The 13,937-nt window shown below is 58.9% G+C and carries 6 protein-coding genes; 3 read left to right on the top strand and 3 right to left on the bottom strand.

Translation table 11 applies throughout. The features are described 5' to 3' along the window. The first annotated feature begins 22 nt into the window (after positions 1–22). Positions 23–1,690 carry a DUF1559 family PulG-like putative transporter gene (locus BGIM_RS56815; RefSeq protein WP_020468139.1) on the top strand — a complete coding sequence of 556 codons (1,668 nt, stop codon included), beginning with the start codon at positions 23–25 and terminating at the stop codon, positions 1,688–1,690. 21 nt (positions 1,691–1,711) lie between these two features. Here the strand turns inward: BGIM_RS56815 and BGIM_RS0102055 are convergent, their stop codons facing one another. Continuing rightward, positions 1,712–3,583, bottom strand: coding sequence for a hypothetical protein (locus BGIM_RS0102055; protein WP_020468138.1), 1,872 nt, complete (start codon positions 3,581–3,583; stop codon positions 1,712–1,714). A gap of 217 nt (positions 3,584–3,800) precedes the next feature. Here BGIM_RS0102055 and BGIM_RS0102050 point away from each other — a divergent pair, with 217 nt between their 5' ends. Together BGIM_RS0102050 and BGIM_RS0102045 are read left to right on the top strand one after the other, a co-directional pair. Continuing rightward, a complete protein-coding gene (locus BGIM_RS0102050; RefSeq protein ID WP_020468137.1) occupies positions 3,801–4,586 on the top strand; it encodes a DUF1559 family PulG-like putative transporter in 786 nt (261 codons plus the stop codon). A gap of 26 nt (positions 4,587–4,612) precedes the next feature. Further along, on the top strand, positions 4,613–5,032 hold the full coding sequence (locus BGIM_RS0102045) for a nuclear transport factor 2 family protein (protein WP_029629662.1): 420 nt from the start codon (positions 4,613–4,615) through the stop codon (positions 5,030–5,032). Between the two features lie 72 nt (positions 5,033–5,104). Here the strand turns inward: BGIM_RS0102045 and BGIM_RS0102040 are convergent, their stop codons facing one another. Further along, complete coding sequence (locus BGIM_RS0102040) at positions 5,105–6,487, bottom strand: DUF1501 domain-containing protein (protein ID WP_052639743.1); 1,383 nt, start codon at positions 6,485–6,487, stop codon at positions 5,105–5,107. 246 nt (positions 6,488–6,733) lie between these two features. After that, positions 6,734–13,369, bottom strand: coding sequence for a glycosyltransferase (locus BGIM_RS48280; protein WP_020468133.1), 6,636 nt, complete (start codon positions 13,367–13,369; stop codon positions 6,734–6,736). Between the last annotated feature and the right edge of the window lie 568 nt (positions 13,370–13,937).

Below are 13,937 nucleotides of genomic sequence, written 5' to 3'. Positions count from 1 at the left end.
CAACCACCGAAACGGAGATCCCATGTTCCGATCACTGGCTTTGCTCGCCGCCCTCCTTGGCGGTTTGCCGGCCATCGCCCAGCAGAAAGCGACGGTCCCGCTCGCCCCGGACCTCGCCTTGGTGCCGGCTGATGCCTTTGTCGTCGCGCATGTGAAACTCGCGGATTTGTGGAAGAGCGACGCCCTCAAAGACGTGCGGATGATTTATTCCAAAGCGGGAACGGACGCCATCGCCGCCTTTGACAAACGCTTTGTCCCCGTGCTTTCCACCGTGGACCGGATCACGGTTTATGCCCCCATCACCAACCTGGAGAACGGGCCGGAGGATTTGAAATTCGTCGGCATCCTCTCCCTCACGGAACCGCTTGACCAGAAGAAATTCCTCAAGCAATTTGCGGACAAGGTGGTGACGAAGAAAGGCAAGTTCGCCGAATTCATGACGGACGAGGATGGTTACATCGCCGTCCGCTTCATTTCCCCGACCATCATCGCCTTTGGCATGACGGAAGGCATCCAACAAATGTGTGACACCAAGGACGTGAAATCCGAAGGACCACAACGGGTGACCCTCAACCGGGCGAACAACACCAAAGATCCCGTCGTGTTGGGGGTATCCTTGGAGCCGCTTCCGCCGGAACGCCGGGAACGAATGGCTCAAGATATTCCGGAACCGCTGCGACCATTGCTCATGGCCAATGCCATCTCTCTGTCGATGGACATGGAAGGGGACGGCCACTTGAACGCCAGCGTGAGCTACCCGGATGCGAAATCGACGGATGACGCTGAAAAGGCCATCGTCGCGGGAACAGCGATGGCCTTGGAACTCATCAAGGACAGTCGCAAGCAACTGATGGGAAAAGTGACCGGGGACGGCAAACCCGGCAAGATTGAAGACTTGCCGGAAGCCGTCGGCAGCCTGCTCGGCCTCGGGGCCTTGCAACACGCGGAAGACACCCTGAACTCCAAGCCGGTGAAACGCTCCGGAACCACATTGGCCCTGAGCCAGCCGTTGCCGCCGCAGTTCAAAACCGTCCTCGGGACCGGCGCCCTCGGGGTCAGCATGCTTGCCCCGGCCGTTGGCAAAATCCGCCAGGCGGCCAACCGGACAAAATCGGCCAACAACCTCAAACAAATCGCGCTCGCCTTGCACAATTATGAATCGGCCAACGGAGCCTTCCCCCCGGCGGCCATTGTGGACAAAAAAGGCAAGCCGCTGCTGAGCTGGCGCGTGGTTATTCTCCCGTATATCGAGCAAAACAATTTGTATCAGAAATTCAAAATGGACGAGCCTTGGGACAGCGAGAACAACATCCAGTTTTCCAAAGTGAACATCAGCGCTTACATGCTGCCCGGCCTCAAGAACCAAAAACCCGGCCACACCAATTATCGGTCATTCGTGGGCAACGGCGCCTTCTTCGATTTGTTGAAGGGAACGCGGATTGCCGATATCACGGACGGCACCTCCAACACATGGATGGTGGTTGAGGCCGAGGAAAGCGTGCCGTGGGCCAAGCCGGACGATTTTGAATTTGACCCGAAGAAGGAACTTCCCAAGCTCGGCAATTTCTTCCAAGGCGGCTTCAACGTGGCCTACTGCGATGGCTCGGTGCGATTCTTCAGAAAGACGCCCAAGATGGCCAAAGAGATGATTACCCGCAACGGCGGAGAGATTGTCAACGACGAAGAATAAAGTTCGCTCGTGGCGGCGGCCTCAATGCCCCTGCCACGTCAAGGTCACGCGGGCGACCGGGTCCGGCAATCGCAGCCGGATCATCGGAATCGGGTCATGCACATCGACATCTTTTTCAATCACCACATAGCCGGGGGTCACCCGCCATTGATGATGGTGGTGGAGACTCAACACCACGACGCCGTTGGCGTCCGGTTTCAAGTCGGCAAGGGCCACCCGCTTCCAATCCATTTGGGTGATGATTCCGCTTCCCTTGAGGAAGTAGCCCGGTCGGCGGTCGATGGCGAACATCACACCGCCATCCTTGCCATCCTTCAACTCGGCGACCGGATGAAGGATCTTGAGCTTCCCGAATCTGGCCCGGCTGTCGGATGTCCAGGCAACCACTCGCGTCACGTTGTACCGCAGGAACACCCGCGACAATTCCTCGTCGGTCCACTCATTGACCGGCCGGTTCATCAGCTTGCCATCCGCAAGGCGAGCGTAGAGATGATCGACGCACTGGTCCGGCGTCAGCCCCCCGAGAAACGGCCGCTGTGTCAATTCCGGGAGCAGGGCGCTCCAGCCGTACAGGCGGGAACCCTCGGCCCGGTCTTCCCAGAGAATGCGGCCCTCGGGTGTCGATGATTCGCGGATGGTTTTGACCACCTCTTCCCGCTCCGGCCCCAGGCCGATTTGAAGCGGCATCACCTCCCAGCGTCGCGGAATGTCCAGTCCCCACGCCAGTCCGGCGAGGGCAATCATCAGCCAGATCGCGCCGATGGGTCTCACTTGCGTGGAGGACGAGAACCCTCGGGCGAGAGCCATCATGGCGTAACTACATGGCAAGGCGCAACACCAAACCCCGACGCTCATCACTTTGTGCGTGCCAAACTCCGCCAGCATCGGCCACAACTGCCCGGCCCCGGCCGCCGAGACATATAACGCAATGCCGACGCCAAAGAGCCACGCTGCATCCGAATGCTTGCGAAGCATCACCAGCAAGCCCACGAGGCCGATCACCGCAATGCCCAAATCCACCGGATCGGCGGGAATGAACGCTTCCCAGTTTTGGAAAGTCGAGGGCCACAATCGGGGGGGCGTTTCCTCCCCGCCATACGGCACATACAAGCCGATGTGCGTGACCCAATCGTGCAGCCAGAAGAGATTGACGCCCAACCCGATGGCATTGGCGAACAACAAGCCAATGTGCCAGACGATCCGCATGCCGCGAAACACCCACACATGATAAAGCAGCGAGAGGGGAAGCGCGACCATCATCAACAGGGGCTGGGCATACCAGCCAATCGCCGACGAAGCCGCGATCACCGACCATTCAAGGGGGCCGGGCGTCTGCCCGTAGCGAAACAACCACGCCAGATACACCGGCATGCAAATCCCGCCGACCAAGAGATCCATGTCCCCCGTTTCCAAAAGCAACCGACACGCCGGGGACCACCAAAGCGTCCCGCCGATTAGTGCCGTGAGACAGGCCCCCCCTGCCCCGAGGCCGATGCCGCGGGCCGCGAGGGCAAACGCCAGCGGCGGAAACAGGCAGCAGATCGCCAGCCCGATTTTGTAACTGGAGGCCGAGGGGCCGCCGAGAAACAGGAACATCTCGGCCGGCCGACTGCCGCCGTCGAAGATCGGCGTCTTCAAATACCCGGCTTGGAAGGCCGGATCGTAACACATGTTCCCCCGCCGTTCGTGCCAGACCCGGTTGCCGAGCAAACCGTGGTAAAAATGCAGCGGATGGCGGCCGTCCAGAATCGGGGCGTCGTTGGTGAGTTGGTCAAGAGAGTTGTCGGCGCCAAACAATTGCAACGTAAGCCAGCCCTGCCCCGCCACCAAGGCCGCCAAAATGACGAGCCAAAGAGGCGAGCGACGAAAACCGGTTGCCGCAGATGCGTCCATGCGTGCCACTCCCAACGCGGGATGTTAACGTCGGGGTGAAAACGGGACAAGGCCACTTTTGAAGAGGCCCTGCTCCGTTCGCTGACATATCGAATACAGCCTGTCGAAGCCTCGTCAGAGAAAGGTGATTCGCCGGATCAACGGCGGCTGATTTCGTATCACAACACACAACCTTGCCAGATGGCCCGGAAGGCCATCCGCTCTCCGGGAGGCTGAGATGCCAAACCGTTTGCGCCGACCAGCGTTTACTCTGATCGAACTGCTGGTGGTGATCGCCATCATCGCGATTTTGATTGGCTTGCTGTTGCCCGCCGTCCAGAAAATTCGCGAGGCGGCCAACCGGATGAAATGTCAGTCCAACTTGCGTCAAATCGCCTTGGGTGTGCATCAATATTACGATGCCACCAGCGGAAATTTCTTCCTGCATCACCCCTTTGAAGCCGACGTGATCTCCAACAATGCCGGGGCCAATTCCTTCGCCGAGATTTATTGGGAAGACAAGATCATGCCTTTCATCGGGGGAACCCAAGAGGCAAACGAAAACCTTTCCAAACAGGGCATCATCCTGCCGAGCGAAGCCATTTATCGCTGCCCCACCGATCAGTCCGTGCGGAAGCCGTTCACGGACTCCGGGATCGTGGACGGAGTGGAGAATCGTACCAGCTTTTTGATGAACTCCCTTTTGAGCCACAAAACCAGACGATACGGGCAATGGACGCTGAACCGTTTCATCAATGAAGTCGGCACGTCCCAATTTATCGCGTTCTCGGAACGAAACGCGAACGCCTTTCTTGTCGAAAGCGACGAAGACCCCCGGCAGGATGACTACGACATCTGGCTGGGCACCGGCATCATCAAGCCGTGGATCGCCTTCGACCGTCACACGGGCGTGGCCAATTATCTCTATTTGGACGGCCATGTTTCGTCGTTGAAGTGGGAAATCGCCATTCCGGACATGTACCCGGACAAAGTCGTGCTGACCCAAGACAGCAGTTATCCTTGAACATTCCAACCCGACGGTTGAAGATCATGCGAGCCGCTCAAAAGTGGTCATGGCTTGTTTTGCTGGCCGGACTGGTCGGATGCTCCAGCTCGACGCCGCCAGCGGCGCCCGATACCGGGGCGAAAAAGGTTGTTCAAGACTACGGCGAGGCCGTCGTGCGGCGGAACTGGCCCAAAGCCTATGCCCTGCTGCATCCGGACAATCACAAGCAATGGCCCCTTGAGCAATTCACCCGTCTGGCGGAAAGCTATCGTCGCAATTTGGAGTTTGAACCGCAGCGATTGCACATCCGCTCTTGCGAGGAGCAAACGGACCGGGTCGTCGCCCATGTGGTCTTCATCGGCGGCAATTCCCACCAGCGACATTCTTTCAACGACGGGTTGACGCTTTATCAAGCCGAAGGCAAATGGCTGATCTTGTTGACGCCGAAGTTTGGGAAGAAATGAACAGTCGCAAACAAAACATGGGGCTGAAATCAGCCCCATGTTTTTGTTCGTCAAAACAAATCGCTTGCATTTTTACAACAATTCGTGAATCGGTGTCGGGTCGTCAAGGACATTAACCGGGCGGCCGGTGGGATCCATCACTTGCAATTTGGGGTCGATCCCCAACACATCGTAAATGGTGGCGTGGATGTTGCACGGCGTCAGCGGCCGATCTTTGGGGCGTTCTCCGAGGCGGTCGGTCGAGCCGATCACTTGGCCCCCCTTGATGCCGCCGCCCCCCATGAGGCAGAACATCGCGTTGCCCCAGTGATCGCGGCCAGGCGTTCCCTTGGACATCGGGGCTCCGCCGTTGCCGCCGTCGTTCATCCGGGGGGTCCGGCCAAATTCGCCGCATAACACCACCAGTGTGGAGTCGAGCAAACCACGGTCATCAAGGTCGTTGAACAACGCAGAAACGGCCGTGTCCACGATGGGGAGCAGACGTTCGTAGCTTTCCTTCAAATCCCAGTGATGGTCCCACCCGCCAAAATGGACGGACGTGAACGTCGAACCCGCCTCGGCCAATCTTCGGGCCAGCAGCGTGCTTTGGCCCCACGGATGCCGACCGTATTGATCTCGCAGTTTCGGGTCTTCGGCCGAGATGTCAAATGCCCACTTGGCGGCCGGGCCGCTCACAAACTGGTAGGCTTCCTCCGCAAATTTGTTGCGGGCCTGCGTGTCCGGCCGTCTGTCCAAGTGTTCTTGCACATGGTCAAAGTGCTTCATCAAGTTACGGCGGTCGTCGAGTTTGTTCAGGGTCAGCCCGCTGGAGAGAGCCAGGTTGGGAACCTTGAACGCCGGGGAAGCCGGATCGTGGATTGTCTCAAACGGATTGTGTTGCTGGCCGATGAGATGGCCGCCGAAGTAACCCGGCCGGAGGCCGACGCTCATGCCATACGGCACGGCCACATGCCCCGGAACGCCTTCGCGGCGAGAACCGGCTTCCCGGTTGACGATGGCGCTGATGCCCGGAAACATCTGCTCGTTTTTCGCCCCGCTGACGCCCATGTCCTTCGTGGTGAGCATCCGGTGCGCCCCCGCGAAGTGGTCCCCCGTGTCGTGATGCAGGGAGCGGACCATCGAAAACTTGTCCGTGATCCGGGCCTGTTTCGGGTATAGTTCCGTCACATCGAAACCGGGAACCTTGCTCTTGATCGGTTTCCATAACCCCCGATACTCAGCCGGGGCGTCCGGCTTCATGTCGTACATGTCCATGTGGCCGGGGCCGCCGTCGAGCCAGAGGAGAATACAGCGGGTGTCCTTCTTGCCGCCAAGGGATTTGGCCGATTCCTCACGGGCTTGCAGCAACTGCGGCAGGCCAATGGAAGCCATCCCGGCGACGCCGAGTTGCAGAAACGACCGGCGGGAATGACCATCGCAGTATTGGCCGGTGCGGCCCATGTTGATTCGGAACAAGGAAGTGTCTCCCGAGAAAAAGGAGGGTCCGGCGGGGGTATTCAGGCGGGGCATCCCAACGGATGCGGGGGAGAGTTCAATCTTCATCAAACTTACCACGATCCGAGCGTCGGGGCAAGCGCGATCCGGGCAAAAGTCTTATGCGGCCACAATCCTCGAAGTGGCGGCTGGCTGGCGCAAAAAACAAGGGACCGGGCTTTGAAGCCCGGTCCCCCACGAGTCCCTCCCTGAGTTCACTCAAACCTGTTACCTCAGCTTGCTTGGGTTCGCCGCCTCCGGCGTGAGCAAGTTGGAATTCACTGGGTTCGGGTTGGGCAACGTTGTGTCCCGCGTGGCCAGCAGCCAGTCGAACACAGTCATCGCCCGTCTGTCATCACCAAGGGCGGTGAGGGCTTGGGCATATTGCAACCAGACATCCCGGTTGGTTCGGTCGATGGCGAGAGCCGCTCCGAACGCCCCGGTGCTGCGGTCGCGGTCGCCCAACAAGCCGAGCATCAGCCCCAACCGGCCCATGCTTTCGGCCAACCCCTTCACCCGCACGTCATTCTTGGCCTGCAATTGTTTCCGGCGGACTTCATAGGTCGGGTCTTTGTCCGTGGCGAGGGCCAACATTTTGTCCATTTGCGTCTTGTTTTCCCCCATGATCTTGGCCTGCACCGTCGTGATGTAGTCATAGGCCTTGAACACCTGATCGCGTTGGAAGGTCGAGAGCAACGGGCCAATGTTGCGTCGCGGGAACTCCCGAAGCGATTCGCCGACAGCTCCGGCCGTCGCATCAATGTAACCCTGCCACACTTCCGGGTTGGCCATCATGTCCTCCCGGCGGGTGGCCGTCGGCCGCAGGGCCAGCAGGTCCGTGTATCGCCGGAGAGCCGTCGGGTAGTCCTTGGACCACAGGTACGTCTGGGCCAGCCGCAGTTGAATCATTTCGTCTTCGGGGAACTCGGCGATCAGTTTGACGAAAATCTCCTGGGCCTTCGCGTACTTGTTGTTCCACAGCAGCACTTCGGCGTAACGCAGCCGGTACTTCTTGTCGGACCTATCGGTCACCACCTTCGCCAGTTGGGCTTCGGCTTCCTTCAGTTGGCTTTCGGCCGTCAACAGGTCCGTGAGGTTCAAGATTTCCTTGATGTCCAGCGTGCCGAACACGAACGGCGGGGTCAGCATCTCGATGGCCTCCACCCGACGGTCGGCGGCGGCCAGCACCCCGGCCAGTTCCTTGCGGACGGCCGGTTGCGGCGGATTGGTCGCCACGGCCCGCGTCAGCAACAGGTTTGCCTTGCCGGCCTCGCCGAGACGCAACATCACCCACGCCAGCCGCGACAATCGCCGGGCGTCCTTCAGGGCCGGGTGATACCGATCATAGACCTTCAGGAGCAATTCCTTCTGGCTTTCGATCTTCGGGGCGCTGGAGGCCGCGTCGATGAAGCCGATCCACATCTGTTCGTTATCGAACTGCTCGGTCAGGAGTTTCGCATACAGTTGCAGGGCAACCGGATAGTTCTGCCAGAAGCGGTTCACCTCGGCAAGGTCCACCCGAAGATCCTTGTCTTCGTTCTTGACCGCCAGCATCCGTTCGTAAATCGCCAGGGCTTCTTCGTAATCGCCCTTCCAAGTCAGCACGTCAGCCAGCAACCGGCGGGCCTCCCGTTCCTTCGGCGTGCCGGGCACTTGCTCGGCCAGATACATCCGGGCCTGTCGCCGGGCGGCCTCGAAGTTCTCGGCCTGCGAGGCGATCGAAATATAAGTCTTGCGTTCATCCCCGGTCAGTTCGGTCCCGGCGAACATGTCATCGGCTTCTTTAAACAAGGCGATGTTCTTGCTCGCCAGAATCGTTCCGATCTCCTTGCGAATAATGTGGTCCTTCGGCTTTTTCTTGAAGGCATTGATCGCCAAATCTCTGGCCTTTTCCGTCAGCTTGTCCTCGAACTTCACGGACAACACTTCGGCCAGGCGAGCTTGTAACAAGGCATCGTCGGCCTCGGGCGATTTTGTGGATTCGGCAAGGGCCATGATGGTTTGTCGTTCCACTTCACTGAGCGGTTTGGTCGTCTTGGCGGCCGCGTTCAGATACCCCTTCGTGATTTCCAAGTCAGTCGGATTCTGCCGACGGAGGTTCTGGTATAAGTCAAACGCCCCGTCATAATCCCTGGACCACAACGTCACGTCGGCCTTGAATGCCTTCATCTTCGTATCGGTCGGATCTTCCGCAATCGCCTTCTCAATGAGCGCCAGAGCCTCCTTGTGTTCGCCGCTCCAAGCGGTCACTTTGGCCAGGTTCTTGCTGGCTTCTTTGCGGTCCGCATCCTTGATGCCGGGCAGGGCTTGCGCCAGCTTCATCTCGTCGGCGGCTTGCTTCCATTCGCGGGCACCAGCGTACAGTTCAAACAGTTTCTTGCGGTCTTCGTAAGTTTTGGCCGAATCTTTCAACAAGTCCGCGGCTTTGCCATACTCCTTCGCGGCCGCAAATGTGTCGGCCAGTTCCTTCCGATCTTCCGCATCGACCGGCTTGGCCGCCAACGCCCGGTTCATCAGTTCTTTGGCCTGGGTGACGGCCAGAGGATCTTCCGACTTGGCCAGCACCCATGCCAGGCGGCTGTCCACCCGCACGTTGGTGATCTTGTCCGCAAGCCGTTCGGCAGCAAGACGCTGGGCGATCTTCACTTGTTCGGGCGTGAGCTGCGCCTTCGTTCCCTCCGGGGTGCGTCCCAGCAAACCGGCGGCGGCATCCACAAAGCCCGCCTCGACTTTGGACTTCATGGCCAAGTCCACATCCTTGTTCGCCGGATCGCGGGCGGCCACAGGGTCCGCATTCCACTGTCCTTTGGAGATGACTTCCTCGAAGCCTTTCAAGGCATCCGCATAGTCCTTGGCGTCCTTGGTGCGGTCGGCCGCAAACAGCTTTGTGTGAGCCAGGAAAGCCGGGAACTGCCGGTCGGTCGGGTATGTCTTGACCGCTTTTTCGTAATGCTCAATGGCCGGGAGGAAGGCGGTCTTCGGCCCCGTTTCGGGGGTGGTGCGAAGGGCCACCAGCGTGAGGGCCTTGCCCATGATCAATTCAACCCTCCGCATATCGTCGGCCGTTACCTTGGTTCCGTCCTTGTTCGGGTCGCCAACCTTGTAATTGTTCAGAATCGACCTCAACACAAGAACGACCTTGCTGAGATCATCGCGTTTGAAATACTGGCTCGCCATCGTTTCCTGGGCTTTGAACTCGTTAATCCCCTTCAAGGCGTCGGCGGCGAGGTCAAGATTGCCCGAAGCCAGCAGGATATTCGCGTATTGCTTGCGAATGTCCAAGTTTTTCGGCTCCTTGTCCTTGGCCAGTTCCAACGCCCGGGTGGCCTTGTCGAATTCCTTGGATCGTTGCAGCACCCAGCCGAGACGGGCCAGATAAACCGCGTCGTCAATCGGCTTGGCGGACCATTCGTTGTAAATCTCAATCGCCGTTTGTTTGGTCTTTTCATCAACCTGCACGCTGACATCGGAGGAAGCGTCCAAAAACCCTCGCTGAGCGTCTAGTTTCACCGCATCGGGCAAGTCCTTCCGTTGCAGGAGGGATTGAAAGCCCGTCATGGCCCCAATGTTGTCTTTGTTGCCAAGCTGGGCTTGGTATAACCGGCGCTGCAAGTCCGGGTCGGCGAAAGCCGGATCGGCGTTGGACAGGGTCGCCATTTTCCGAATGATGGCTTCGGCGTTGGTGTAGGATTGCTTGGCCATGAACACATCGGCCCGCATTTTCTCAGCGGTATCGGACAGCGATGCACGCTCGGCCTCTGAGAGCGACTGGCCGGGCCTCGACACGGTAAAGTTCTGCAGCTTGGTTACCTGTTCGTCAGCCTTGGCATACTCGGACGCCGACTTGTCATTCCGCGTTGCTTCGGGCAGCGATTCGTCAGCCGCATAGCGCCGTCCTTGCAGCAAATAACTGGCGACCAGCATCTTGCGGGCTTCGATATCTTCCGGGGGAGCAGATTCCAACACAACCTTGGCGTCTTCGTATTGATTGGCCTTGATAAGCACCCCGGCGTATTCCCGGCGAAGCGGAACCGCGCCGGCCTGACCTCTTTCCAAGAAGTAATCGGGATTGTCTGCGTACAGTTCTTTGTAACGTTCCACGGCTGTCTTCAAATTCCCCTCGCCCTCGGCCACCCGCGCCCCGGAGAGCTTGAGAGCCAGCCGATCTTCCGGACGAAGCTTGTTGGCCTTTTCCATCAGGGTTTCGTAGGTCAGTTTCGCGTCTTCGTATCGGTTCGCGTGCATCTGGGCGTAGATGAGCGACTGTTGCAGGGTCAGGTCGGACGTGTTTCGAGTGGCCAGTCGTTCGGCCACCGAAAGCTGGTCCTGCTTGAGGTTATAAACCTTCAAGGCGTTCATCAGCAACACCAAGCGGTCTGTCGTGGGGTTGCTGTCCTTCATCGTCGATTCAAAGATTCGCTTAACCTCGGTTTCATCCGTCGCGGTGAGTTGGTCCTTGTTCTTCTTGCTGATGTTCCGCAGGATGTAGTCATCCTTGTGGTAGAACTGGAAGATCCCGCTCTGGGCCAGGATCAGCGGAATGGCGATCAGCACGGCCACGAGCGTTGGCCCGGCCATCTTCACGAGGATCGGGCGACGGTCGGGCTTGAGGGCCTGTGTCATCGGCCGGGCGTCGTTCGGGTTCACGATGATGTTTAGCGTCGTGCGGCCCTGGGCCTCGAAATCGTTGAACTCCAGCACGCACCGGTGGTAGGTCTTGCCGCCATACTGTTCCGGGTTGGTCCGCATGACGCGGGCCGTGCCCCGGATGTCGCCCATCGGCGTGGACATCAGGTAGCCGATCTGTGTGTTCTTCGGAATGTCGTGTTCCAACATCACGGCCACGGCCGTCCGGGTGAGGTCTTCGGTCGTGCTGAACTGGGCTGTGTCTTCCGTCACACCGCTGTTGACGATGATCGGCATGTGATACTGATTGCGATGTTCGATCCGGCGCTGGGCCAGACCGCGACCCTGCCACCGGGTGAAGGCGCCAAACACGCCGCCACGGTTCTTTTCGTACTCGCTGTACATCCGGGGCACGCCGTAATGCAGACAGAGCCGGTTCAGGGCGTCGACTTGCGGCGAGGTCAGGTTGAGGAACTGCACGCCATAGCGAACACCCTCGGCTTGGCTTCCCCGCGTCAATTCGTTGACCGTGCGGATTTCTCCCTTGCACTTGATAACTTCACCGGCCCCGCGGATGATCACTCGCAGAATGTCCCCGGCGTTGAACTTCTCATAGGCCACGAAGGCCATCCCGGTGTCGTTCAAGTCAACCGTCACGCCGTAGCGAGGCGGGGCCGACGAGCCGAGGGCGGTTTCGTATTCCACCGGGACGTGCACGACGTGCCGGGTGGTGAGTCGGCGATCAGCCGGCCAGAAGGCCCGTTGCGTCACCTTGTAAGCCAGCCAGAAGTGGATCAACACCCAGATGGTGGGAACCACCGGCTTGAACCAGTCATCCGAGATGCCGAGGATCGGGCGGCTCCAGCCCCAAAACAACGCCAGCACGCTGAGGATAATCAGATACGTCTGAGGACGGATAAACGGCCACACCGATTTTTGCTGTCGTTGCCGAACGGCGGCGGCCCCCTTGGCCGTCACGCCGAAGTTGCGACTGCCGATGCCAAAGATGGCCCGGAAGGTTGATTTCATCTGCGTCCAGAAGTTCACCATCGCAAACAGTTCGGAGTTGATGATCGACCCGTACCCGTTGCTCACGATCTTCATCGTGGTGAGCGAAACGAGCAGGTACACCAAGGTGATAATCAACAGTTCGCGGGTAAATTCCCGCACCGGCGGCACGCCCGAGAAGAGCATGGCGATCGGTGTGATGTAGATGATGAGCTTGAAAAGCCCGCTCGCCCAGTGGAGCATGGACCCGAGATAACAGAGTCGTTGGGTGAACGTCAGTCCCTTGGTGAAGATCGGATTGTCGAACTTCATGATCGACAGGTTGCCAGTTCCCCACCGCAGCCGTTGGGCGTGGAAAGTGGTGATATCCGGGGCGGCCTGACCGGCGACGAGACGTTCGGTGATGGCCACCGAACGCCACTTCTTGGCGTTCATCCGCAGGCCGGTGTGCAAGTCTTCCGTGATGGTTTCGGTGGCGATCAACCCGATGTCACGCAAGGCGCCGCGACGGAACATGGCGGCCGATCCGGCGAAGATCGGGCATTCCCAGTGGTTGCGGCCCGGCTGGATCACGTAATAGAACAAGTGACCTTCTTCCCAATACTTTCGGTTCTTGTGGTCGAGCCGGGCCTGGAAAGAGTCGAAGTTGTAGAAGGCGTGCGGCGTTTGCACGAAGCCGAGGCGTTCATCCCGGAAGTAACCGATCAACCGGGTGATGAAGTGCGGTTCGGGAACGTGGTCCGCGTCGAGGATCACGACGAATTCACCGTCGGTCCGCTCGAAGGCGTTGTTCAGGTTCCCGGCCTTGAAGTGCCGGTTGTCCGGACGCTTGATGTATAGGATGCCGAGTTCGCGGGCGAGAGCCTCGACCTCCGGACGCTGACCGTCGTCCAGCACGTAAGTCTTGTGCGGATAATCCATCCGCACACAGGCTTCGAGTGTCGCTCGCAACAGGGAGACGTCTTCGTTGTAGGTGGGGATGAGCACGTCCACCGTGCGTCCCTCAAGAACTGGCTGGGCCGGCGGCTCGGAGACTTCCCACACTTGCAGGAAGAAGAGGAACAAGTTGAAGATGCCGAACAACTCGGCCACATAAAGGAGGACGGATGCGGTGATCGCATACGGTCCTGACATGTTGATGGTGAAGAGCAGTCGGAAGGCAAGGTAGAATATGCAGACCACGAAGGCCAGCACGATCAGGAACTTGCGAGTAAACGAGGTTGGAACCATGGTCGCCGCGTCCGGTTGAACAACAAAGTAGTTACGACTCGGGATACCGCTTTCACCATCTCGAACCCCATCGCCGGGGGCGACGGACGAGTCCGTGTGTGAGTCTGTGGGGAAGCGGTGTCCCCAGCATTTTCCCCCGAAGGTCAAGCCCTCGTAATAATTACGTCAGGGCCTGAAATTCGGTTGACTCGTGGGAGTTCCGAAGAACTCATCTGTGGCATACAGCAGGGGACGATCCTGATCCCGGATCCGGTCATACGGAGGAGAGGGGAAGGGACACGAACTTTAGCAAATCCCGAAAAAACATGGTTTTTCCAGCTTGCCCAGCCCGCACGTCCTGCCCGACCGGCATGGCTTCGGCCACACGCCAATCATACTTGGCTTAACAGGCATCGCAATGCGAATTGGTGGAAACTGGAAGGCTGACAGGGCCGTCAGGGCCGATATATTCGGAACATCCCACGCAACCGGTCGGATTTGTGCTGTCGCCACAGATTACGGCGCAAAGGGTCAAGACATTTTTAGCCGCGAATTGAACACAAATGCGGTCAGAAAACCAAATCAGGGG

The sequence above is a fragment of the Zavarzinella formosa DSM 19928 genome, from assembly GCF_000255705.1.
Taxonomy (GTDB): domain Bacteria; phylum Planctomycetota; class Planctomycetia; order Gemmatales; family Gemmataceae; genus Zavarzinella; species Zavarzinella formosa.
This window is presented reverse-complemented; position numbering and strand designations above follow the sequence as displayed.